A 23,465-nucleotide genomic window follows, 5' to 3' on the forward strand; every position below is an offset into this window, starting at 1 on the left:
CGCGTGCCCTTCGCGCGGTCCCCGCCGTGACGGCGTGGGGTGATACCCGGCGTCGCTGGGGATTCCTGTCGGCCGCAAGCGGTAGAACTTATTGCCGTGAGCCGTTTCGACGAGCCTCTGACGAAGGCGCTCGACCCGAAGACCGCCAAGCTGCTGCACAGCGTGCTCGACCTGGAGACGGTCGGCGACCTGCTGCGCCACTATCCGCGACGCTACGCCGAGCGCGGCGAGCTGACCTCGCTCGACGCGCTGGAGGTCGACGAGCACGTCACCGTGGTGGGCGAGGTGACCAGGCTCATGCGCAAGCCGATGCGCAACCGCGGCGGCACCTGGCTGGAGGTCGAGGTCGTCGACGGCAACGGCAACAGGATCTATCTGTCGTTCTTCGGCAAGGGCTCCCACGTGGCCGAGTCGCGGCTCAAGCCGGGCAGGCGCGGCATGTTCGCCGGCAAGGTGGGATTGTTCGGCGCGCGGTCGAAGCCGCGCTGGCAGCTCGCGCACCCGGAGTTCGAGCTGTTCGAGGAGGGCGAGGCGAGCGCCGAGGAGTTCGCGGCGGCGCCGGTGCCGATCTATCCGGCGGGCAAGGACCTCACGCCGTGGGCGATCAGGCGGGCCGTCGGCGTCGTGCTCGACACGCTGGGCCCGCTCGACGACCCGCTGCCCGCCGCGCTGCGGGCCCGCCACGGCCTGCAGGACCTCGGCGACGCGCTGGTGGCGATCCACCGGCCGAAGGACTTCGCGGAGGTCGGGCGGGCGCGTAACAGGCTGAAGTTCGACGAGGCGTTCGTACTGCAGGCCGTGCTGCTCCAGCGGCGCCAGGCGGCGACCGCGTGGCCGGCCAAGCCGCGGCCCCGGCGCTCCGACGGCATGCTCGCCGACTTCGACGGGCGGCTGCCGTTCGCGCTGACCGAGGGGCAGGCCCAGGTGGGCGAGGAGATCGCCGCCGACCTGGCGACCGCGCACCCGATGCACCGGCTGCTGCAGGGCGAGGTCGGCGCGGGCAAGACGGTGGTGGCGCTGCGGGCGATGCTGCAGGTGGTCGACGCGGGCGGGCAGGCGGCGCTGCTGGCGCCCACCGAGGTGCTGGCCCAGCAGCACCACCGCTCGATCACCACGATGCTGGGCGATCTGGCGCAGGGCGGCATGTTCGGCGGCACCGCGGTCACGCTGCTGACCGGGTCCATGGGGGCCGCGGCGCGGCGCTCCGCGCTGCTCGACGCGGCCTCGGGCACGGCCGGCATCGTCGTCGGCACCCACGCGCTGCTGCAGGAGCACGTGCAGTTCGCCGACCTGGGGCTGGTCGTGGTGGACGAGCAGCATCGGTTCGGGGTGGAGCAGCGTGACGCGCTGCGCGAGAAGGCGGGTGACGCCAGGCCGCACGTGCTGGTCATGACCGCCACCCCGATCCCGCGTACGGTCGCCATGACCGTCTTCGGCGACCTGGAGGTCTCGACGCTGTCGCAGCTCCCGTCCGGTCGCGCGCCGATCACCACCCACGTCGTGCCGGCCGCCGAGAAGCCCCACTACCTCGAGCGCACCTGGCAGCGGGTCAAGGAGGAGGTGGGGCTGGGGCGGCAGGCGTACATCGTGTGCCCGCGCATCGGCGACCTCGAAGGCGACGAGGGCGACATGGCGGCGTCCGACGACGAGCGGCGGCCGCCGCTGGCGGTCCTCGACGTGGCCGAGATGCTCACCGAGGGTCCCTTCCACGACCTGCGGGTGGGCACGCTGCACGGCAAGCTCCCGCCCGAGGAGAAGGACGCGATCATGCGCGCCTTCACGCGGGGCGAGCTCGACGTGCTGGTGGCGACGACGGTCATCGAGGTCGGCGTCGACGTGCCCAACTCGTCCGTCATGATCATCATGGACGCCGACCGCTTCGGCGTCTCGCAGCTCCACCAGCTCAGAGGCCGGGTCGGCCGGGGCGGGCTGCCCGGGCTCTGCCTGCTGGTCACCGACTTCCCCGAGGGCACTCCGGCCCGCGCCCGCCTCGACGCGGTGGCGGCCACGCTCGACGGGTTCGAGTTGTCGCGGGTCGACCTGGAGCAGCGGCGTGAGGGCGACGTGCTGGGCGCGGCGCAGTCGGGCAAGCGGACGTCGCTGAAGCTGCTGCAGTTGCTCCGCGACGAGGACGTCATCGCCACCGCCCGCGACGAGGCCGCCGCCCTGCTGGCCGACGACCCCGATCTGACCAGGCACGCCGGCCTGCGCGCGGAGATCGAGCGGCTGCTGGCCGATGAGAAGGCCGAATACCTGGAGAAGACCTGACGGCCCGATGAACCCGTCCGACTGTTGAGGTGCGCCACCAAGGGCCTGGTGGTGGGCGGGTGCGGGGCCAGGCGGTTGGCGGAGGCGCCCGTTGGGGGCCTGCCCGTGGGCGGCGGCCGTGAAGACCGGTCGGTCGGAGGGCACGTGAGCTTGGCAGCCGGCGGCCGTGAAGGCCGGTCGGTCGGAGGGCACGTGAGCTTGGCAGCCGGCGGTTGTGGAGGGCGGGCGGCCGAGTCGTGGGAGCGGCCGGTGTGCCGGGGGTGCAGAGGGGCCGGCGGCCGGGTGCTGGTGAGGCGAGTTCTGGCCCAGCCGCCGGGGACGGCCTCCCCCCGAATGCCGTCCCCGGCTGGGCCCACCCTCGGGTCAGGTGCCGAGGGAACCGGCGTGCGGAAGGGCTCACGATCACGCCGGTCGGCCTTCATGTGGGTCACCTTGAAGGCCGCAGAATCATCATGCGGGCCGCCCGGCCCGATGTGAATCACCCTTGCGCAGTCGAGGCCGACACTTGTCCACTCTTGACCTGCGTGAACATGCGGGACAATGGGTGACATGACGCGGATCATCGCAGGCACGGCGGGTGGGCGGCGGCTGGCGGTGCCGCCGGGGCGCGGCACGCGACCGACCAGCGACAGGGCCAGAGAAGGCATCCTCTTGACGCTCGACTCCCTCTACGGCCTGCGCGACGCCCGCGTACTCGATCTCTACGCCGGCTCGGGCGCGGTCGGGCTGGAGGCGCTGTCGCGGGGGGCGGCCGAGGCGGTGCTGGTGGAGTCCGACCCCAAGGCGGTGCGCACGATCAAGGCCAACGTCGCCTCGCTGGGCCTCGCCGGGGCGCGGGTGGTGGCCGACAAGGTGCAGCGGGTGCTCGGCAGGCAAGCCGACACGCCGTACGACATCGTCTTCGCCGATCCCCCCTACGCGGTGCCGGACGACGAGGTGCGGACGGTGCTTGAGCTGCTGCGGGACAACGGCTGGCTGGTCGAAGAGGGATTGGTGGCTTTCGAGAGGGAAAGCCGGGGAGGGCCGCTGATGTGGCCAAAGGGGTACGTTGAGGAGAGGGTCCGTAGATATGGCGAAGCGTCCGTTTGGTACGGTCGCGCCGCCGGGAACCCGTAGACCTGGGAGGCGTCTTGCGCCGCGTAGTCTGCCCGGGGTCGTTCGACCCCATCACCAATGGCCACCTCGACATCATCGGCCGCTCCGCGCGGTTGTACGACGAGGTGACCGTGGCAGTCCTCATCAACGTCGAGAAATCCAGCCTGTTCACGGTGGACGAACGCATCGAGATCCTGCAGACCGTCACCAAGGAATATCCGAACGTCAAGGTGCGCAAGTTCCACGGCCTGCTCGTCGACTTCTGCAAGCAGAACGACATCCCCGCCATCGTCAAGGGCATCAGGGTGGTCAGCGACTTCGACTACGAGCTGCAGATGGCTCAGCTCAACTACCGGCTGTCCGGGGTCGAGACGCTGTTCATGCCCACCAACCCCGAGTACTCGTTCCTGTCATCGTCCCGGGTGAAGGAGATCGCCCGGTATGGTGGTGACGTCTCGGGTCTCGTGCCCGACCTGGTCCACCAGCTGCTCATTGAGCGGCTCAGAGGCTAGTCGCAAGCTGCTATCCTTACTTTTCGGCCTTGTACGACGGCGATGCCTTTCGCCATGCCTAGCGAGAGCAGGATGACTCAGCACCTCGACCCCCGCTCCCCGTGGGTGATCTCCACACATGACCTGGGGAAGCGGCCGGGCACGATGCGGCAGATGACCCTGACCCTCCCGGCACCGGTGGATCTCGGCGTCGACATGATCGGCGTTCCCAAGGACGCCGAAGTCGAGCTGGATCTCCGGCTCGAAGCAGTGATGGAAGGCGTGCTCGTGTCAGGCACGGCGCAGGCCCCGCTCGCCGGGGAGTGCGCGCGGTGTCTCGACCCGGTCTCCTCGGAGATCCAGGTCGATCTGCAGGAGCTGTTCTTCTACTCCGACGAGGACGCCTCGGAGGAGGACTCACTGCTCGACGGTGAGCTGCTCGACCTCGAGCCGACGTTCCGCGACGCGGTGGTGCTCGCACTGCCGCTGAGCCCGGTGTGCCGCGAGGACTGCGCGGGGCTCTGTGCGGAGTGCGGGGTCAAGCTGGCCGAGGCCGGCGATGACCACGGGCACGAGAAGATCGACGCCCGCTGGGCGTCGTTGCAGGGTCTGATTACCGACAAAGATAACGATCAGGAGAAGTGACGTGGCCGTCCCGAAGCGAAAGATGTCGCGGAGCAACACCCGCGCCCGTCGCTCCCAGTGGAAGACGACTGCTGTCGCCCTGGTGAGCTGCCCGCAGTGCCGTTCGCCGAAGCAGCCGCACATCGCGTGCCCCACCTGCGGCACCTACAACCGCCGTCAGGTCGTCGAGCCGTCCGCCTGATCCGCCAGCAGTTGACGTGATGCCGACCGAGTGCCATTGTGCCTCGGTCGGCGTTACCGTCTCAGATGCGTGCGGCGGCGGTTCGCCCGCGGCCGTGGTGGACGCCGGGGCTAACGCGTTACCCCGACGCCCACCACGTTTTCGGGCATCTTCCGCAGTCGGCGCGCCATGTGAAGATGTCCGAGGAGGAAGCACGTGGGCGCAGGTCCTAAGCCGGTGGCCGTGGAGGTCGCCAGAGACGAGCTGGAGCGGGTCCTTTTCGTCGCGCTGGACACCGGCATTCTCGAGCGGGCGCTGACGCACCGCTCCTACGCTTACGAGAACGGTGGCCTGCCCACCAACGAGCGCCTGGAGTTCCTGGGCGACTCCGTGCTGGGCCTGGTCGTCACCGACACGCTCTACCGCAACCACCCCGATCTGCCCGAGGGCCAGCTGGCCAAGCTGCGGGCCGCTGTGGTCAACATGCGCGCGCTGGCCGACGTCGCGAGGGGGCTCGGCCTCGGCCGGTTCCTGCGGCTCGGCAGGGGCGAGGAGGGCACCGGCGGGCGCGACAAGTCCTCGATCCTGGCCGACACCCTTGAGGCGCTGATCGGCGCCATCTACGTCGACAAGGGCCTCGACGAGGCGTTCCGGGTGGTCCACCTGCTGTTCGACCCGCTGATCGTGCGCTCTGCCTCGCTCGGAGCCGGGCTCGACTGGAAGACCTCCCTGCAGGAGCTGACCGCCTCCGAGGCGCTCGGCGTGCCCGAATACCACGTCGAGGAGAGCGGGCCCGACCACGCCAAGTCGTTCACGGCCATGGTGCGGGTCGGCGGCGAGTCCTACGGCTCGGGCACCGGCCGCAGCAAGAAGGAGGCCGAGCAGCAGGCCGCCGAGGCGGCCTGGACCCGCATCCGCGCCCGCCGCGAACAACGCGAAAGCCAGCCCACCGGCTGACCCCGCCTCTCGCGATCTGCTGCTACCCCGCTCGACCGGCCCCAGGCGGGCGGCGCGGAGGTCGCGCAGAGCCGGGGCTTGGGTCGGCGAGCAGCGCGAAAGCCAGCCCGCCGGCTGATCCCGTCCCGCTTGTCGGGTTAGGGCGCCTTCAAGTACAGGGTGGTCGTTTCGCTGGGGTTTCGGCGACTGCCGTGGAGGGTTCTGGGTGGCTGGAAAGCGGGATTCGGGTCGTGGCTGGGGTTTCGGTCGGAGGCTTCGGGGCTGGAGGGCTTTCGGCGGAGAGCCGGTGTGGCGGACGACGGCGGGTCCGGTGCGGGTGGCCGGGAGCAGGGCGCCGGGAAGGGCCGGGGAGGCGTCCGATGTTGTCCGGAAGGTGAGACTTACGTTCCCCCTGATGTCGAAGGACGAGGTTCGAGGTGCCTGAGCTGCCGGAGGTCGAGGTCGTCAGGCGCGGCCTCGCGCAATGGGTGATCGGGCGCGAGATCGCCGCCGCTGAGGTGCTGCATCCGCGCGCGATCAGGCGGCACGTGCCGGGCGCCGACGAGTTCGCCCCCCGGCTCAAGGGCCGCACGCTGCTGTCGGCCGAGCGCCGTGGCAAATACCTGTGGCTGCCGCTGTCGGGAGCCGGGGAGGCGCTGCTCGCTCACCTGGGGATGAGCGGCCAGCTCCTCGTCGTCGATCCCGAGTCGCCGCCTGAGAAGCACCTGCGGGTCCGCCTGCGCTTCGAGGACGGCGGGCCCGACCTGCGCTTCGTCGACCAGCGCACGTTCGGCCACGTGATGCTGACGCCGCTGGTGGACGGGGTGCCCGCGCCGATCGCGCACATCGCCCCCGACCCGTTCGAGCCGGCGTTCGACGAGGCCGAGTTCGCGCGCAGGCTGCGGGCCAGGCGCACCGAGATCAAGCGGGCCCTGCTCGACCAGTCGCTGATCAGCGGCGTCGGCAACATCTACGCCGACGAGGCCCTGTGGATCGCCAGGCTGCACTGGGCCAGGCCCACCGAGACGCTCACCCGGCCCAAGATCGCCGAGCTGGTGTCCGCCGTACGCACCGTGATGGGCGCGGCGCTGGAGCAGGGCGGCACCTCGTTCGACAGCCTGTACGTCAACGTCAACGGCGAGAGCGGCTACTTCGAGCGCTCGCTGGAGGTGTACGGCCGCCGCGACCTGCCCTGCTCCCGCTGCGGCACGGCCATCAGGCGCGAGGCGTTCATGAACCGGTCGTCCTATTCCTGCCCCAGATGCCAGCGACGACCACGCTGACCACGGTGAGCGCGGCGCCCGCCCCCATCACGGCGGGCACTGACGCCGCGTCCGTGATCCGGCCGCCGGCCAGGGCGCCGAGGGCGATGGAGACGTTGAACGAGCTGACGAAAAGGGCCGTGCCGAGCTCGCCGCCGCCCTCGCGCATGAGCCAGAGCTGCAGGGCGACGCCGACGCCGCCGTAGCCGAGCCCCCAGACGACCAGCGCGGCCAGCGGCGGCACGCCGGTCAGCAGGAGCGCCGGCATGGCCACGGCCATCAGGACGACCAGCACGATGAAGGTGGACCTGGGGTTCCTGGCCGCGCGGGCGCCCGAGGCGAAGTTGCCCGCCACGCCGGCGGCGCCGTACAGGAGGAGCGCGGTGCCGACGAGGGCGGGGCCGGCGCCTGAGACCTGCTCCAGGAACGGGCGTACGTAGGTGTAGGCCGCGAAGTGCCCCGAGATGGTCAGCGCGGTGAGCACCAGGACGAGGATGAGCGGCCCTGAGAGCCACGAGGAGCGCTTTTCCCGCGTCGCGGGCCCCGATTCCTCGGCCGGGGGACGCAACGGCGGCAGCGTCGCGGCGAGGACCGCGAGCAACCCGAGCGCGAGCACGCCGGCGGCGACGAACGCGCTGCGCCACCCCGCGAACGACGACACGAACGTCGCCGCCGGAACTCCCAGCACCGACGCCACCGACACCCCGCCCAGGATGATCGAGGTGGCCCGCCCGACCGAGCGTTCGGGCACCAGCCGCGATCCCAGAGCGGCGGCGAACGCCCAGAACCCGCCGATGCTCACTCCCGTCAGCACCCTGGCGGCCAGCATGACGGCGTTGTCGGGTGCGGCGGCGGCCATCAGGTTCGCCACCCCGAGCAGCGCCATCAGCCCGATGAGGAGCAGCCGCCGGTCCATGCGGCGCGTGGTGAACGCCAGCGCGGGCGCGGCGACGGCGGCCACCAGCCCGGGAGCCGTCATCGCCAGGCCCGCCGTGCCCGCCGAGACCCCGAGGTCGGCGGCGATCGAGGTCAGCAGCCCGACGGGCAGCATCTCGCTGGTCACCACGGTGAAGGTGCCCACCGCGACCGAGGTCACGGCGAGCCAGTGCGCGCGTACGGCGCTCGGAACATCGGTCATCGTCATGCCGCTCAGCCTCGTGCGGCCCGGGAGCGGGAACAATGACGAAGCTCGAAGGCTTGGTTTAGGCAGGCTAAGCGATCCGGGCGCGGAGGTGCCGATGGAGTTCAGGGAGCTGGAGTGCTTCGTCGTCCTCAGCGAGGAGTTGCACTTCGCGCGTACGGCCGAGCGGCTCTACCTGTCGCCGGGCCGGGTGAGCCAGCTCGTGCGCTCGCTGGAGACCAGGATCGGCGGCCGGCTGTTCGAGCGGACGAGCCGGCGCGTCCGCCTGACACCGCTCGGCGAGCGGTTCCTGGCCGACCTGCGGCCCTCCTACGACGGCCTCTCCCAGGCCGTGCGGCGGGCGAGGGCGGCGGCCAGGGGCGTGACGGGGGTGCTCAGGGTGGGGTTCCTGGCCACGCCGACCGACGTGGTGACGGGCAGCGTGCGCGCGTTCGAGCGGGGCAACCCGGGCAGCGAGGTCGAGCTGATCGAGATCCCGCTGTCCGACCCCTTCGGCAGGCTGCGGGCCGGCGAGGTGGACATCGCGTTCACGCTGCTGCCCGTGGACGAGCCCGACCTGGTCACCGGCGAGCCGCTCAACCGGGTCTCCTACCGGCTCGGCCTGTCCGTACGCCACCCGATGGCGGGCAGGACGGTCATCGAGGCGGAGGAGCTGGCCTCGGTGCCGCTGATCGGGGTGGACGGCCCCGCCCCGCGCTCCTGGCGGGAGCGGATCGCGCCGCCGAGGACCCCTTCAGGCCGGACGATTTCGCAGGCCGGTAAGGTGGCGACCACGCAGGAGGGCCTGACCCAGGTGGCGCTCAACCGGGGCGGCATGCTCTTCTGCACGCCCACGGCTGCCCAGCACGCCAGGCCCGACATCGCTTTCGTGCCGGTCACCGGGCTGCCCGCCTCGGTGCTCGGCCTGGCCTGGCCGAAGTCGGGTGAGACGGCGGCCGTCAGGGCGTTCAACGAGTCCGCGGTCGCGAACGCGAACGCGGCGCCCGCCCTGGTGGCCTGATCCACGAAGGAGTCCGGATGCCTGACAGCGGTGCCGATGCCCGGCTGACCGCCTGGGTGCGCGGCCGGGTGCAGGGTGTGGGCTTTCGCTGGTGGACGCGTTCGCGTGCGCTGGAGCTCGGTCTGACCGGCTGGGCGCGCAACACCGACGACGGCCGCGTGGAGGTGGTCGCGGAGGGGCCGCGCGAGGCGTGCGTCAAGCTCTTGGAGCTGCTCAGAGGTTGCGACACGCCGGGCAGAGTGGATGGAGTAGTGGAACGCTGGAGCGAACCCCGAGGTAGTTTGGGGGGGTTTGTGGAAAGGTAGCTCGTTTCGCTAAACCGCCCAAATAGGGTATAGTTGTATGTCGGGAGTGCCCATCAGTAGGGCTCAGCGGTTCGATCGACTTGACCGCCCACACTGCCGGTGCGACTCTTGTTAGGTACCACGCGCACCCCTCCCGCGGAATAGAAGTGCGCGAACCAGTCTGGTCACTCAGCGTGGAGGACCCTTTACCATGGCGAAGGCTCTACTCGGCCACGTCGGCGGTCCTGACCCTCGAATGGTCTCGGAGATGCGCCGCCTGCAGCAGCGTATCCGGGATCTGGAGGCAGAACTCATCCGACTTCAGGCCACGAATGACGCTCTTGCGGCGCAAACCCGCGACGAGGCACTCAGCCGCATGCAGGAGCGCGAGCCGGCACTCACCTGAGAGTGATCGGAGCGCAAGACCCAGGGACGTCTCGAAGAGGCGTCCCTTGTTATTTGCCCTGAACCCACGGCTGCGAGGTCAAGCGCGGTCCCTGCGGCAGATGCCCACTCGCGGCGGCCGGGACCAGTAGGCTTTTCCGAAGTCCGTTCCGGGGAGAGGGGGTCGCGCTCGTGTACCTGAAGACCCTCACCCTGCGCGGCTTCAAGTCCTTCGCCTCGGCGACCGCCCTGCGCTTCGAGCCGGGCATCACCTGCGTGGTCGGCCCCAACGGCTCGGGCAAGTCCAACGTCGTCGACGCCCTGGCCTGGGTCATGGGCGAGCACAGCGCCAAGTCGCTGCGCGGCGGCAAGATGGAGGACGTCATCTTCGCCGGCACGGCCAACCGGCCGCCGCTCGGCCGCGCCGAGGTCACGCTGACCATCGACAACAGCGACGGCGCCCTGCCGATCGACTACACCGAGGTCACGATCAGCCGGCTGATGTTCAGGTCGGGGCAGAGCGAATACGCGATCAACGGCGACACCTGCCGCCTGCTCGACATCCAGGAGCTGCTGTCCGACTCCGGCATCGGCCGCGAGATGCACGTCATCGTCGGCCAGGGCCAGCTCGACGCCGTGCTGCACGCGGGTCCCGAAGACCGCCGGGCGTTCATCGAAGAGGCCGCGGGGGTGCTCAAGCACCGCAAGCGCAAAGAGAAGGCGCTGCGCAAGCTCGACGCGATGCAGGCCAACCTGACGCGCGTCCAAGACCTCGCCACCGAGCTGCGCCGCCAGCTCAAGCCGCTGGGCCGGCAGGCCGAGATCGCCCGCAAGGCCGCCGTCATCCAGGCCGACCTGCGCGACGCCAGGCTCCGGCTGCTGGCCGACGACGTCTGCATCCTGCGCGCCACGCTTGAGCGCGAGGCCGCCGACGAGGCCGCGATCACGGCCAGGCGGCGGCAGGTCGAGACCGAGCTGGCCGAGGCGCAGCAGCGCGAGGCGGCGCTGGAGGCGGCCGAGGCCGAGACCCAGCCGCGGCTGTCCGCCGCCCAGGAGACCTACTTCAGGCTCTCCTCGCTGCGCGAGCGCACCACCGGCCTTGAGCAGCTGGCCGCCGAGCGCCACCGCCACGCGCTCGACGCCGCCGCCATCGAGCGGCGCGGGCGCGACCCCGAAGACCTGGAGCGCGAGGCCGCCGAGGTGCGCGAGCGCGAGCAGCTGCTGCGGGCCGAGCTGGAGCAGGCCCAGGAGCTGCTCGACGACGCCGTCCAGCGGCGGGCCGCGGCCGAGGCCGAGCTGGGCGCCGAGGAGCAGCGGCTCGCGCTGGCCGCCAGGGCCGCCGCCGACCGCCGCGAGGGCCTGGCCAAGCTGCGCGGCCAGGTCGACTCCGTACGCAGCCGCGCGCGGGCCGCCGAGGAGGAGATCGGCCGCCTGCGCCAGGCCGTGGCCGACGCCGCCGAGCGCGAGCGCCGCGCCAGGGAGGACCTGGAGGCGCAGCGGCTGGAGGAGCCCGCCGTCGATCCCGGGCTGGCCGACGAGCTGGCCGCGGCGCAGGCCGCCGTCGAGGAGGCCAAGGCGGTGGCCGACGAGGCCCGCGCGGCGGCCGACGAGGCGCGCTCCGGTCTCGACGCGCCGCGTGCCGCCGTACAGGCCGCCAAGGCGGGCGTGGGCACCGCCCGCGCCGCCGACCAGGAGGCGCAGCGCGCGGTGGCGGCGCTGGCCGCCCGCCGCGACGCGCTGGAGATGAGCCTGGCCAAGGGCGACGGCGGGGCCGCGCTGCTCGACGCCGACCTCGGCGGGGTGCTGGGACCGCTGGCCGCCTCGATGCAGGTGACGCCGGGAGCCGAGCAGGCGGTCGCCGCCGTGCTCGGGCCGGTCGCCGAGGCCGTCACGGTCAAGTCGCTCGACACCGCCGTGGAGGCCCTTGAGCTGCTGCGCACCCAGGGCACCGGCCAGGCGACGCTCCTGGTGGCGCTCGCGAACGGCCACGGAGGAGACCCGCGTGGCGCGGCGCCGGGCGGTGGCCGGTGGGTGGCCGACCTGGTGACGGTGCCCGAGCATCTGCGGCCCGCGCTCGACCACGTGCTGGCGGGCGTCGTGCTCACCGACGATCTCGACGGCGCGCGGGCGCTGGTCGAGCGGCATCCCGAGCTGCGGGCGGTCACCAAAGACGGCGATCTCGTCGGCGCCCACCTGGCGACCGGCGGGTCCAGCGGCGGCACCTCCGTGCTGCAGGTGCGGGCCGCGCTCGACGAGGCCGTCGCCGACCTCGAGGCGGCCGAGTCCAGGGCCGAGCAGAGCGCCGTGGCGCTGGATGAGGCGATGGCCGCGGAGCAGGCCGCCCAGTCCGCTCTGGAGGCCGCCCAGGCCCGCGTCAACGAGGCGCAGACGGCCGTCACCACCGCCCAGGCCGGGGTGAGCGCCGCGCAAGGCGCGCTCGACCAGATCAGGGGTCGTCAGCGCGAGGCCGACCAGGCCAACGCGGCCGCGGCCAGGCGGCTGGCACAGATCGAGGCCGCCGCGGGCGCCGCCCGCGACGAGGCCGAGCGGCTGACCGCGAGCGTGGCCAGGGCCGAGGAGGCCCGCACCGAGCGGCTTGAGGAGCTGGCCGAGCTGGAGGTCCGGCTGGCCGAGGCCGAATACGCCCAGGAGCTGGAGTCCGAGCCCACCACCGACCTGCGCGACGAGCTGGCGAGCGCCTGTGAGGCGGCCAGGCAGCGCGAGATGGACACCCGTCTCCAGGTGCGCACCGCGGAGGAGCGCGTCAAGGGCATCGAGGGCCGCGCCGACGGCCTGCTGCGGGCCGCGCGGCGCGAGCGCGAGGAACGCGCCCAGGCGGCCGCTCAGCGGGCCAGGCGCAGGCGTCAGGCGGCGCTGGCCGAGGCCGTCAGCAAGGGCGCGAGGAAGGTGCTCGCGGCGCTGGCCCGGTCGATCGCGCTGGCCGAGCGCGAGCGCGACGAGGCCGAGCTGGCCAGGGTCGCGGTCGACGCCGAGCTCAAGCAGGTCAGGGTCCGCGTCCGCGAGCTGGGCCAGGAGCTCGACAAGCTGGTCAACCGGGTCCACGGCAACGAGATGGCCCGCACCGAGCAGCGGCTGCGCCTGGAGCAGATGGAGCAGCGGGCGCTGGAGGAGTTCGGCGTCGAGGCCGAGGCGCTGGTCGCCGAATACGGGCCCGACGCGCCGGTGCCGGGCGAGCCGCCGGTCCCCTACGTACGCGAGGAGCAGGAGAAGCGGGCCAGGGCGGCCGAGCGGCAGATGAACCAGCTCGGCAAGGTCAACCCGCTCGCGCTGGAGGAGTTCGCGGCCCTGGAGGAGCGCCACGCGTTCCTCAACTCCCAGCTCGAAGACCTCAAGAAGACCAGGCGCGACCTGCTGACCGTGGTCAAGGAGGTCGACGACCGGGTGGAGCAGATGTTCGCCTCGGCCTACGAGGACGTCGCCCGCGAGTTCGAGCAGATCTTCACCAGGGTCTTCCCCGGCGGCGAGGGCCGGCTGGTGCTGACCGAGCCGTCCGACATGCTGACCACGGGCATCGAGGTCGAGGCGCGGCCGCCGGGCAAGAAGGTCAAGCGGCTGTCGCTGCTGTCGGGCGGCGAGCGCTCGCTGACGGCGGTGGCGTTCCTCATCTCGATCTTCAAGGCGCGGCCGTCGCCGTTCTACGTCATGGACGAGGTCGAGGCAGCCCTCGACGACACCAACACGCAGCGGCTGCTGACCCTGTTCGAGGAATTGCGGCAGAGCTCACAGCTCATCGTCATCACCCACAACAAGCGCACGATGGAGATCGCCGACGCCCTCTACGGCGTGTCGATGCGCGGTGACGGCGTGACACAGGTGGTCAGCCAGCGGCTCAGGGAGCGAGAGTCCGCCTGATCGGTGTGGCCTTGTGCGTGACCATGCCGGACGATCTGGAAAACTGACATCTTGTGGATGGTTACCTCGGTGTGATCGTGATCGTGGCCGTCGTCGCCGTGCTGGCGGTCGGCGGTCTGTTCCTGCTGTTCAGGCCGGGCCGTAAGGCGGCCCCGCCGGTCAAGCCGCCGGAGACCCCGGTGCTGCCGGAGGAGGAGGCGAAGCGGCCCGCCGGCGCCGGTGAGGAGGCCGAGGGCGCGACCACCACGCTGCCGCCGCCTGAGGTCAAGCCGGCCGAGCCGCTCATCAAGGAGCCCGAGGTCGAGACGCCGCCGCCGTCGGCGGGCCGCATGGTGCGGCTGCGCTCGCGGCTGGCCCGCTCGCAGAACGCGCTCGGCCGTGGCCTGCTCGAGCTGCTCTCGCGCGACCGCCTCGACGACGAGGTGTGGGACGAGATCGAGGAGAGCCTGATCAGCGCCGACGTGGGCGTCGCGCCGACCCAGGTCATGGTGGAGGAGCTGCGCACCCGGGTGAAGGTGCTCGGCAGCCGCAGCCAGGATGAGGTGCGCGGCCTGCTGCGCGAGCAGCTGCTCGCCCAGGTCAACCCCGACCTCGACCGTACGCTGCGGGTGCAGAAGCACGGTGAGCGGCCGGCGGTCGTGCTGGTCGTGGGCGTCAACGGCACCGGCAAGACCACCACCACCGGCAAGCTGGCCCGTTCGCTCATCGGCGACGGGAAGAAGGTCGTGCTGGGCGCGGCCGACACGTTCCGCGCCGCCGCCGCCGACCAGCTCCAGACGTGGGGCGAGCGGGTGGGGGCCGACACCGTGCGCGGGCCCGAGGGCGGAGACCCGGCGTCGGTGGCGTTCGACGCGGTGGCCAAGGGCATCGAGGAGAAGGTCGACACGGTCATCGTCGACACCGCGGGCCGCCTGCACACCAAGACCGGCCTCATGGACGAGCTGGGCAAGGTCAAGCGGGTCATCGAGAAGAAGGCCACGGTCGACGAGGTGCTGCTCGTCCTCGACGCCACCACCGGCCAGAACGGCATGCGCCAGGCGCAGGTGTTCGCCGAGGTGGTCAACATCACCGGCATCGCGCTGACCAAGCTCGACGGCACCGCCAAGGGCGGCATCGTGATCTCCGTGCAGCGGGAGCTGGGCGTGCCGGTGAAGCTCGTGGGGCTGGGCGAGGGGCCTGATGATCTGGCGCCCTTCGACCCCGAAGTATTCGTGGACGCGATTTTGGGGGAGTGAGTTACGGTTGCGCCGTAATTCAAGGTGAAGGAGCCCTTACCAGATAAGCCTTGATCGACCGGTTTTTCTTGTGTTGACATATATCGTCATCAAAGATCGTTCGGTCCCATTGGAACGTGAAAGGCCGCTCATGAAGAAGATCGTCGTCCACCGGCCAGGAACTGTGAAGCCGACCGCCGCGGCGGCTCCGAGGCACAGCGCCTGAGCTGCGCGGGCCGGCGTCTCCGCGGGGGCGCCGGCCGAAGCAGAACCACCCCTGTGGAGACGATCCTCATCGACGCGGACCGCCGGATCGGCGGCCCGTACACGCTGGCCTCGGCCCTGCTCGCGCGGCTCGTTCCCGCCGCGCTGGAAAGCGCGCCTGAGCTGGTCGCCGCGCACGACATCGAGATCAGGGCCGCCGCGCCCTCATTGCGGGACGTCGTGCCCGCACGCCGGCACTCGCTGGCCGACGACCTGCCGAGAGCGCAGCGCGTGCTGGTGCCGGGCGCGCGGCGCAGCCTGCGGATGGCCAACGGGCTGGCGGAGTTCGTCCGTGATCACCTGACCCGCACCGGGCCGCTCACCCTGCGCGTGACGAACCTGGGCGAGGCCGACCACACCGACACCGAGCTGGTGGCCGTGCTGCGGCGCCGGCTCGACCCCGCCCTGCTGCGCGTCGAGGAGGGACCGTCGGCGCCTGGCTCGGGGCCGCTGCGGGCCGACTTCGACCGCTACCGCGACGAGGGCTTCCACCACGCCATGGCCGAGTCGGGCCTCGAGGTGCTGCGCGGGCTGGCGTACGAGGACGATCCGGAGCGCTGGCAGGTCCTCGTGCAGCGGGTCGCCGCCGCGCTGGAGGCGATCGAGCGCGAGGACGAGGCCCGCGACCTGTACGACCGGGCCAGGCGGCTGAGCACCGACCCCAAGCACCGTGCGACGATCGCGTACGCCACGGCCATGATCCTCGTCCGTCACCACGACCCGGCGGCCCGCGACCCCGAACAGGCGCTGGCCTGGATCAACGAGGCCGTCACCATCACCTCGCTGCTGCCCGACCCCCGCGAGCGCGCCTTCCACCTCGGCTTCGACCTCAACGGCAAGGCCCTGGTCGAGCTGCGCAGGGGCCGCCGCGAGTCGGCCATGGACCTGGTGGCGCAGGCGATCGAGCTGGCCGAGACGCACCTGCGCGACGAGCACCCGATCCACAAGCTCATCCTGTACGCCAACAGGGCCCAGCTGCTGGCACTCGGCGGGCGCAGGGAGGAGGCGCTGGCCGGCTACGACCGGGCGATCGCCGCCGACCCCGGCTACCCCGACTATTACCTCGACCGGGGCAACCTGCTGCACGCCATGGGCCGCTCGGCCGAGGCGCTGGCCGACTACGAGAGCGTGATGCGGCTCAGCCCGCCCTTCCCCGAGGCGTACTACAACCGCTCCGAGGTCCGCTACGCGGCCGGCGACCTGGGAGGCGCGCTCGCCGACCTCGACCACACGCTGGAGCTCGACCCCGACTTCGGCCCCGCGTACGTCAACCGCTGCGGCCTGCACGTCGCCGCCGGAGACTACGCACGGGCGAGGCAGGACGTCGAGCGCGGGCTGTCCCTGGCCCCGCACGACCCCTACCTGCTGTGCGTGCTGGGACAGGTCGAGCTGGCCGAGGAGCGCTACCCAGAGTCGCGGCTGGCCTTCGACCGGGCGCTTGAGCTCGATCCCGAGCTGGTGGCGGCCTGGGCGGGGCGGGCGGAGCTGGCGTACGAGCGGGGCGACAACGAGCTGGCGGTGGCCGACCTGACGCGGGCGCTGAAGCTGGGGGAGACGGCGGAGCTGCTGTTCAACAGGTCGCTGGCGTACCGCGCGGCGGGACTGACCGGGCAGGCCCGCCAGGACCTGCTCAGGGCCGCGGAGCTGGCTCCTGACGACGCGGACGTCCGGGCCGCGCTGGCCGAGCCGGCCGACGGCTGAATCAGAGCGGGCGGATCGGGACGACCAGCGGGGTGCCGGCCACCGGGTCGGGGATGACCTTGGCGTCCAGCTCGAACACCTCGCGCAGCAGCTCCTCGGTGAGCACCTCGTGCGGGTTGCCCGAGGCGATCACCCGGCCGGAGCGCATGGCGACCAGGCGGTCGGCGTAGCGGGCGGCGAGGTTGAGGTCGTGCAGGACCATGACGACCGTGCGCCCGCCCTCCTCGTGCAGGTGCCGGACCAGCTCCAGCACCTCCACCTGGTGCGCCAGGTCGAGGAACGTGGTCGGCTCGTCGAGCAGCAGCAGGTCGGTGCCCTGGGCGAGGGCCATGGAGATCCACGCCCGCTGCCGCTGCCCGCCGGACAGCTCGTCGAGCGGACGTTCCGCGAGGTCGGCGAGGCCCGTCATGTCGAGGGCCGCCGCGACCGCGCCCTCGTCGTCGGACGACCACTGGCGGTACCAGGTCTGGTGCGGATGACGTCCTCTGGCGACCAGGTCGGCGACGGTCAGCCCTTCGGGGGCGGTGGGCGACTGGGGGAGCACGCCGAGGACCTTGGCCACCTCGCGGGTGGGGATCTTGTCGATGCGCTTGCCGTCCAGCAGCACCTCGCCGCCCTGCGGCTTGAGCAGCCGGCCCAGCGCGCGCAGCAGCGTCGACTTGCCGCAGCCGTTCGGGCCGATGATGGTGGTCACCGTGCCCGCCTCGATGCCGAGGTCGAGCCCGTCCACGATGAGGCGGTCGCCATACCCGAGCTTGACGTCGGCGGCCTGCAGTCTCACTTTCGCGACCTCCAGATCAGGTGGATCAGGTAGGGGGCGCCCAGCACGGCGGTGACGATGCCGACGGGCAGCTCGATGGGGGAGAACAGGGACCTGGCGAGCAGGTCGGCGCCCGTGGTGAGCACCCCGCCGACGACCGCCGAGCACAGCAGCGGCGGCTGCCCGGAGCGGACCAGGCGCAGCGCGATCTGCGGCGAGGCCAGCGCCACGAACGCGATCGGCCCGGCCGACGCGGTCGCCACGGCGGCCAGCAGCACGGCGGCCAGGATCATCAGGGCCCTGGCCAGGTTCGTCCGGACGCCGAGCGCGGTGATCGTGTCGTCGCCGAAGCGCAGGGCGTCGAGCGAGCGGGTGCCGAGCAGGGTGAGCGGCACCAGCACGACCAGGGCCAGCGCGGTCGGGACGACGTGCTCCCAGCCGCGGCCGTTGAGCGAGCCGCTGATCCACACCATGGCGCGGCCGGTGTCGTTGACGTCGCCGACGGTCAGCAGCCAGAACTTGACGTTGGTGAAGACCGCGGCCACGCCGATGCCGACCAGCACCAGGCGGTAGCCGTCCAGGCCGCGCCGCCAGGCCAGGCCGTACACGATGGCCGCGCCGATCAGGCCGCCCAGCAGCGCGAGCGCCGGGATGCCGAGGCCGGCCAGCAGGCCGCTGACGCCGCCGTACACGCTGCCGCTGAAGACCACGCCGGCCACCACCGTGACCGAGGCGCCGGTGGTGACGCCGAGGATCTCGGGGCTGGCGAGCGGGTTGCGGGCGATCGACTGGATGATGGCGCCGGACAGCGCGAGCGCGGCGCCGACGAGGGCGCCGGTGAGCGCGCGCGGCAGGCGCAGCTCCATGATGACGAAGTGGGCGGGGCTGCCCGCGTCGAACGTGCCGGCGAGCACCTCGGGCAGCGTCATGTCGATGTCGCCGATGCGCATGTTCAGGGCCATGAGCAGGGCGAGCAGCAGGGCGCCCGTGACGGTGACGGCGACGCCGCGCAGCCGCAGCCGCCAGGACAGGCCGCCGAGTCGCAGGGGGAGGGTGGTCATCACAGGCGTACGGGCTTTCTGCGGCGTACCAGGGCGACGAAGAAGGGCGCGCCGAGCAGCGCGAGCACGACGCCCACCTCCAGCTCGCCGGGCGGCGCGACGACGCGGCCGATGACGTCGGCGACCAGCAGCAGGGCGGCGCCGATCAGCCCCGAGTACGGCAGCAGCCACCGGTGGTCGGTGCCGGACAGCGGCCTGGCCAGGTGGGGCACGATGAGCCCGACGAAGGCGAGCGAGCCGCAGGCGGCCACCGCCGCGCCCGACAGCAGGGTGACGGCGGCGACGCCGACCGTGCGGGTCATGGCGATGTTCTGGCCGAGGCTGCGGGCGACGTCCTCGCCGAGGGAGAGCGCGTTGAGACCGGGCGCGTTGATCATCGCGAGCACTAACCCGGCCAGGATGAACGGCAGCACCTGCCAGGCCACGTCGGCGCCCCTGGCGGCGATGGAGCCGGCCTGCCAGAAGCGGAAGACGTCCATCGCCTGCTCGTCGAGGAGCACGATGGCCGAGGTCAGCGCGTAGAGCAGGGCGCTCACGGCGGTGCCGGCGAGGGCCAGCGTGACCGGCGTGGGCCCGCCCCTGCCGCCCACCATGCCGAGCGCGAAGACCGCGACGCTGGCCACGAGCGCGCCGGCGAGGCCGAACCAGATGTAGGCGAGCAGGCTCGACGTGCCGAGCAGGATGATCGACGACACCATGGCGAACGCGGCGCCCTGCGTGACGCCGAGCAGGCCGGGGTCGGCGAGCGGGTTGCGGGTGTGGCCCTGCATGAGGGCGCCCGCCACGCCGAGCGCGACGCCGGCCATGACGCCGAGCGCGGTCCTGGGCAGCCGCAGGGAGCGGATGACGATGTCGTTCTCGGTGCCGGTCGGGGCGGTGATCGCGTGCCAGGCGTCGGTGAGCGGCACGGACTTGGACCCGATCGTGATGCTCAGCAGCACACCGATGGCGACGGCCGCGAGCAGGGCGGCCAGCAGGCCGAACCGGCGCCGCTGGATGCCGTGGAGGCGCGGGGCGACGGCGGTTGCGCTCACCCGATGCCCTCCTGACGTTTGCCCGATCCCGCTGAAGTATGCCAGCTTAGGCAGGGCTAACCTAATTTAGGCTTACCTTACTTCGGGGAAAGGGATCCGATGAAACCGTTGCGCGTGCTGGTCGGCGCCGTTCTGCTGGTGGGACTGGCCGCCTGCGGTGGTTCGGCGGACCCCGGCCCCGCCCCTTCGCAGAGCGCGGCGCCGTTCAGGACCGTGCGGCACGCGATGGGGGAGACGGTCATCCCCGCGCAGCCCAAGCGGGTGGTCGCGCTCGACCAGAGCTTCGTGGACGCGGTGCTGACGCTGGAGACGCCGGTCGTGGGGTACACGACGTACCGGTCGATCGACACGAAGCTGCCCGACTACCTCGGCCCGGTCGTCCAGAGCCATGGGCAGGAGGCCACCGCGGTCGGCACGCTGGAGCAGCCGAGCCTGGAGAAGATCATCGCGCTCAAGCCCGACCTGATCGTCTCGGCGAAGGTCAGGCACGAGGCTCTGTACGACCGGCTCTCGAAGATCGCCCCCACGGTGTTCAGCGAGACGACCGGGGCCATCTGGAAGGACAACCTCCGGCTCATGGGCCAGGCCCTGGGCAAGGAGGACCTCGCCGAGACGCGGATCAAGGCGTACGAGGAGCGCGCCGCCACGATCGGCGAGGAGATCAAGGAGAAGGAGGGCGAGCTGCCCACCATCTCGATCGTGCGCTTCGCCGGCGAGCCCACGACCCGCCTGTACGTCGAGAACTCCTACTCGGGCCTGGTCATGAAGGACGTCGGCTTCCCGCGCCCCGAGGGCCAGCCCACCGCCCAGGACGCCATCGCGGTGAACGTCAGCCAGGAACGCATCAGCGACCTCGACGCCGACCACATCTTCGTGGCGACCTACCCCGACCCGGCCTCCGACGGGCCGAAGGAGAAGTTCACCACCAACCCGCTGTGGGCCAAGCTCAAGGGGAAGAAGCACGAGGTCAGCGACCTCACCTGGATGACCGCGGTGGGCATCCAGGGGGCGCAGGCGATGCTGGACGACGTTGCCGAACTGTTCGGCGTCGACGCTAGCCGTTGATGAACCGGCGCAGCTCCTCAAGGTGTGGCTCGATGTCCATGCCCTGGGAGGCCAGCCAGCCGGGGTTGCCGTAGGTGCCCTTGTAGCGGTCGCCGCTGTCGCACACCAGCGTCACGATGCTGCCCTGCTCGCCGGCCGCCCGCATCTCCTCGATGAGCTGCACGCAGGCCGCCATGTTGGTGCCGGTGGAGCCGCCGACGTCGAGCCCGGTCACCTCGCGGGTCCAGTGCATGGCGGCGATCGAGCGGGCGTCCGGCACTGCGATCATCCGGTCGATGACCGTGGGGAGGAACGACGGCTCCACCCGGGGCCGTCCGATGCCCTCGATGCGCGAGCCGGGGGCCGTGACCGTGGTGTCGCCGGAGACCCAGCTCGGGTAGAACGCCGAGCCCTCGGGATCGACGACGGCCAGGCGGGTGGGGTGGCGGCGGTAGCGGATGTAGCGGCCGATGGTCGAGGAGGTGCCGCCGGTGCCGGCGCCCACCACGATCCAGGACGGCTCGGGGTGGGGCTCCATGGACATCTGTGAATAGATCGATTCAGCGATGTTGTTGTTGCCCCGCCAGTCGGTGGCCCGTTCGGCGTAGGTGAACTGATCCATGAAGTGGCCGCCGGTCTCGGCGGCCAGACGGTGAGATTCGTCATAGATCGCACCCGGATCGTCAACCAAATGACATTTCCCGCCGTAGAACTCTATGAGGTGACACTTCTCCGGCGACGTGGAGGCGGGCATGACCGCGATGAACGGAAGACCGAGCAACCGGGCGAAGTACGCCTCGCTGACGGCGGTGGACCCGCTCGACGCCTCGACGATCGTGGTGGTGGGACCGATCCAGCCGTTGGCCAGGCCGTACAGGAAGAGGGAGCGGGCCAGCCGGTGCTTCAGTGAACCGGTAGGGTGCACCGACTCGTCTTTAAGATAAAGGTTTACGCCCCACTGCGGGGGCAGCGGAAAGACGTGCAGATGTGTGTCGCAACTACGGTTGGCGTCGGCCTCGACCTTGCGTATGGCCTCAGCCACCCAGTGGCGTGTACCCGTCTCATGCCGGTCCACGAATCTCATGGCCATACGCTATCCCATGTGAGACTCGCCACTATTCCTGTGGAATTGGGTGGGTAGTGTTATGATAATGAGACTTGTCCGGCCGTGGACGTGACCACGCACGCCGCGAGCAGATGGACGTAACCCCTACTGACCACAGGCGGACCTCGCTAACGCGCCCCTTACCAGGGTCTTGCGATGATGGAACCGCCGTCAGGCGGCTTGTGCCGAAACGGGGGATAGCGCAAGGGGGAATGAATTGATCACCATGACCGATGAGCAGCGACAGGATTGGTTCGAGCGGGACGTCGTGCCCGTGACGTCGCAGCTGTTCGCCTCCGCCATGCGCCTGACCCGCAACACCGCGGACGCGGAGGACCTGGTGCAGGAGACGGTGGCGAAGGCGTACACGTCGTACCACCAGTTCCGCGAGGGCACCAACCTCAAGGCCTGGCTGCACCGCATCCTCACCAACAACTTCATCAACGACTACCGCAAGAAGCAGCGCTCGCCCAAGCTGTCCGCCGCCGAGGACATCGAGGACTGGCAGCTGCACGCCGCCGAGTCGCACAGCTCCACCGGTCTGCGGTCGGCCGAGACCGAGGCGCTCGACCGGCTGCCCGACAACGTCGTCATGAACGCCCTGCGCTCCCTCCCCGAGGACTTCCGCGTGGCCGTCTACCTGGCCGACGTCGAGGGCTTCGCGTACAAGGAGATCGCCGAGCGCATGGGCACGCCCATCGGCACCGTGATGTCGCGGCTGCACCGCGGCCGCCGCCAGCTTCGGGGGATGCTGGAGGAGTACGCCCGCGAGGAGGGCGCCGTGCGCCTGCCCGCGCAGCGGGCCGCCTGACTCACCTCTCCGTCCTCAGATGGAGGCGGACCCGTAACAGACCGTCCTCCGCGCGCAGATCCACCAAGTCGCACAACTGCCTGCTGATCCAGAGCCCGTATCCCCGAGGGGATTCGGGCTCTGGTGGTATGTAGCCGGGCAACGGGTCGTCCAGCGCGCCTCCCGGGTCGGCGATCTCGCAGATCAGCTCGCCCTCACGCAGCCACATCGCGACCGTGCCGTGGCCGGCGCCGTGCTCGACGCTGTTGGCGGCGATCTCGGAGACGCTGATCACCAGCGAGGTGATGAGGTCGTGGTCCATGCCCGCCGCCCTGGCGTAGTCGCCGACGCTCTGGCGCAGGCGTTTCAGCTCGCGTCCCGTGAAGCGGACGATCCGGGCGTCGGGTGCGGGTGCGGGCAGGGGCGCGTGGTCGTCGTCGAACGCCAGGTCCTGAGGGTGGACGAAGCGGGTGCTCGTCACCTCGCCGTCGGACCCGAGCAGCACCGGGTGGATGACCGGGCCGTACTCCACGACGGGCTCGGGGACCCGGCGCACGTCGTACGGGCACATCACGATCGCGGGCGCGCGGTGCAGGGCGGCGTTGAGCACCGAGTCGCACCGGATCAGCTCTCTGACGTCGCGCTCGCTCCTGTCCGTCCAGGCCGGCTCGCCGATCACCAGCGTGGGCCGGCCGCGGGTGTAGTCGTGATAGGCGGCCAGCATCCGGTACGGATGGGCGTACCAGGCGGCGGGGGCGCGGCTGTCGATGCGGCCGGCGTCGGGCCCGAGCGCCGCGGCCAGCAGGCCGAGCTTGGCGGCGCCGGTGACGACCAGCACGCGCCTGCCTTCGTCCAGCGCGGAACGCACGCGCGGCACGGTCAGAGTCACGAAGGACTCCTCCGAGTCGTACGGCACCGCGACGTGCTTCAACGACCCACCATCGGAACGTGCC

At 71.3% G+C, this 23,465-nt stretch carries 21 protein-coding genes; 15 read left to right on the forward strand and 6 right to left on the reverse strand.

The window, feature by feature from the left end; translation table 11 throughout:
* Positions 1–96 precede the first annotated feature (96 nt).
* The 7 genes from recG (at position 97) to mutM (ending at position 6,878) form a co-directional block, all read left to right on the forward strand.
* A complete protein-coding gene (gene recG / locus ACFFR3_RS28210) occupies positions 97–2,268 on the forward strand; it encodes an ATP-dependent DNA helicase RecG (RefSeq protein ID WP_364369725.1) in 2,172 nt (723 codons plus the stop codon).
* A gap of 549 nt (positions 2,269–2,817) precedes the next feature.
* Positions 2,818–3,384, forward strand: coding sequence for a 16S rRNA (guanine(966)-N(2))-methyltransferase RsmD (gene rsmD / locus ACFFR3_RS28215; protein WP_364369728.1), 567 nt, complete (start codon positions 2,818–2,820; stop codon positions 3,382–3,384).
* Between the two features lie 14 nt (positions 3,385–3,398).
* Positions 3,399–3,875, forward strand: a complete 477-nt coding sequence (gene coaD, locus ACFFR3_RS28220) for a pantetheine-phosphate adenylyltransferase (protein ID WP_345389163.1) — start codon at positions 3,399–3,401, stop codon at positions 3,873–3,875.
* A 54-nt stretch (positions 3,876–3,929) separates the two neighbouring features.
* Complete coding sequence (locus ACFFR3_RS28225; RefSeq protein WP_379484122.1) at positions 3,930–4,499, forward strand: YceD family protein; 570 nt, start codon at positions 3,930–3,932, stop codon at positions 4,497–4,499.
* A gap of 1 nt (position 4,500) precedes the next feature.
* The gene (gene rpmF, locus ACFFR3_RS28230; protein WP_082535183.1) at positions 4,501–4,680 is read left to right on the forward strand and encodes a 50S ribosomal protein L32; all 180 of its coding nucleotides are present in this window, start codon (positions 4,501–4,503) and stop codon (positions 4,678–4,680) included.
* Positions 4,681–4,896: 216 nt separating this feature from the next.
* A complete protein-coding gene (gene rnc, locus ACFFR3_RS28235) occupies positions 4,897–5,616 on the forward strand; it encodes a ribonuclease III (RefSeq protein WP_379484197.1) in 720 nt (239 codons plus the stop codon).
* 416 nt (positions 5,617–6,032) lie between these two features.
* Complete coding sequence (gene mutM / locus ACFFR3_RS28240) at positions 6,033–6,878, forward strand: bifunctional DNA-formamidopyrimidine glycosylase/DNA-(apurinic or apyrimidinic site) lyase (protein WP_379484123.1); 846 nt, start codon at positions 6,033–6,035, stop codon at positions 6,876–6,878.
* Here the strand turns inward: mutM and ACFFR3_RS28245 are convergent.
* Complete coding sequence (locus ACFFR3_RS28245; RefSeq protein ID WP_379484124.1) at positions 6,826–8,001, reverse strand: MFS transporter; 1,176 nt, start codon at positions 7,999–8,001, stop codon at positions 6,826–6,828. The two genes, mutM and ACFFR3_RS28245, sit on opposite strands and share 53 nt — an antisense overlap.
* Positions 8,002–8,095: 94 nt before the next feature.
* Here ACFFR3_RS28245 and ACFFR3_RS28250 point away from each other — a divergent pair, with 94 nt between their 5' ends.
* The 6 genes from ACFFR3_RS28250 (at position 8,096) to ACFFR3_RS28275 (ending at position 16,718) form a co-directional block, all read left to right on the forward strand.
* Entirely contained in the window at positions 8,096–8,998 is a 903-nt protein-coding gene (locus ACFFR3_RS28250; RefSeq protein ID WP_379484125.1) for a LysR family transcriptional regulator, read from the forward strand.
* A gap of 17 nt (positions 8,999–9,015) precedes the next feature.
* Positions 9,016–9,303 carry an acylphosphatase gene (locus ACFFR3_RS28255; RefSeq protein WP_355428421.1) on the forward strand — a complete coding sequence of 96 codons (288 nt, stop codon included), beginning with the start codon at positions 9,016–9,018 and terminating at the stop codon, positions 9,301–9,303.
* 190 nt (positions 9,304–9,493) lie between these two features.
* A complete protein-coding gene (locus ACFFR3_RS28260; protein WP_090938435.1) occupies positions 9,494–9,688 on the forward strand; it encodes a hypothetical protein in 195 nt (64 codons plus the stop codon).
* 170 nt (positions 9,689–9,858) lie between these two features.
* The gene (gene smc / locus ACFFR3_RS28265; protein ID WP_345389148.1) at positions 9,859–13,539 is read left to right on the forward strand and encodes a chromosome segregation protein SMC; all 3,681 of its coding nucleotides are present in this window, start codon (positions 9,859–9,861) and stop codon (positions 13,537–13,539) included.
* 71 nt (positions 13,540–13,610) lie between these two features.
* On the forward strand, positions 13,611–14,774 hold the full coding sequence (ftsY, locus tag ACFFR3_RS28270) for a signal recognition particle-docking protein FtsY (RefSeq protein WP_417629286.1): 1,164 nt from the start codon (positions 13,611–13,613) through the stop codon (positions 14,772–14,774).
* A 258-nt stretch (positions 14,775–15,032) separates the two neighbouring features.
* Entirely contained in the window at positions 15,033–16,718 is a 1,686-nt protein-coding gene (locus ACFFR3_RS28275) for a tetratricopeptide repeat protein (RefSeq protein WP_345389146.1), read from the forward strand.
* Position 16,719: 1 nt separating this feature from the next.
* Here ACFFR3_RS28275 and ACFFR3_RS28280 read toward each other — a convergent pair whose 3' ends face one another.
* From ACFFR3_RS28280 to ACFFR3_RS28290, 3 genes are read right to left on the reverse strand one after another with little or no spacing between them, the layout of a single operon-like run.
* Positions 16,720–17,499 (reverse strand): ABC transporter ATP-binding protein, encoded by a 780-nt coding sequence (locus tag ACFFR3_RS28280; protein ID WP_379484126.1) that lies wholly within the window; start codon positions 17,497–17,499, stop codon positions 16,720–16,722.
* Positions 17,496–18,539 carry a FecCD family ABC transporter permease gene (locus tag ACFFR3_RS28285; RefSeq protein ID WP_345389144.1) on the reverse strand — a complete coding sequence of 348 codons (1,044 nt, stop codon included), beginning with the start codon at positions 18,537–18,539 and terminating at the stop codon, positions 17,496–17,498. The genes ACFFR3_RS28280 and ACFFR3_RS28285 overlap by 4 nt, the downstream gene beginning before the upstream one ends.
* Positions 18,539–19,573 (reverse strand): FecCD family ABC transporter permease, encoded by a 1,035-nt coding sequence (locus tag ACFFR3_RS28290; RefSeq protein WP_345389142.1) that lies wholly within the window; start codon positions 19,571–19,573, stop codon positions 18,539–18,541. The genes ACFFR3_RS28285 and ACFFR3_RS28290 overlap by 1 nt, the downstream gene beginning before the upstream one ends.
* Positions 19,574–19,672: 99 nt before the next feature.
* Between ACFFR3_RS28290 and ACFFR3_RS28295 the strand changes: the two genes are divergently transcribed.
* The gene (locus ACFFR3_RS28295) at positions 19,673–20,638 is read left to right on the forward strand and encodes an ABC transporter substrate-binding protein (RefSeq protein ID WP_379484127.1); all 966 of its coding nucleotides are present in this window, start codon (positions 19,673–19,675) and stop codon (positions 20,636–20,638) included.
* Here ACFFR3_RS28295 and ACFFR3_RS28300 read toward each other — a convergent pair.
* Positions 20,628–21,701, reverse strand: a complete 1,074-nt coding sequence (locus ACFFR3_RS28300) for a PLP-dependent cysteine synthase family protein (protein ID WP_379484128.1) — start codon at positions 21,699–21,701, stop codon at positions 20,628–20,630. The genes ACFFR3_RS28295 and ACFFR3_RS28300 overlap by 11 nt on opposite strands.
* A 247-nt stretch (positions 21,702–21,948) precedes the next feature.
* Between ACFFR3_RS28300 and ACFFR3_RS28305 the strand changes: the two genes are divergently transcribed.
* Positions 21,949–22,533: a sigma-70 family RNA polymerase sigma factor gene (locus ACFFR3_RS28305; RefSeq protein ID WP_345389138.1), complete on the forward strand. Its 585-nt coding sequence runs from the start codon at positions 21,949–21,951 to the stop codon at positions 22,531–22,533.
* 1 nt (position 22,534) lies between these two features.
* On the opposite strand, the gene ACFFR3_RS28310 is transcribed toward ACFFR3_RS28305, so the two are convergent.
* On the reverse strand, positions 22,535–23,443 hold the full coding sequence (locus ACFFR3_RS28310; RefSeq protein ID WP_345389136.1) for an anti-sigma factor RsbA family regulatory protein: 909 nt from the start codon (positions 23,441–23,443) through the stop codon (positions 22,535–22,537).
* Positions 23,444–23,465 lie beyond the last annotated feature (22 nt).

The organism is Nonomuraea salmonea (assembly GCF_042428605.1).
Taxonomy (GTDB): Bacteria; Actinomycetota; Actinomycetes; order Streptosporangiales; family Streptosporangiaceae; genus Nonomuraea; species Nonomuraea salmonea.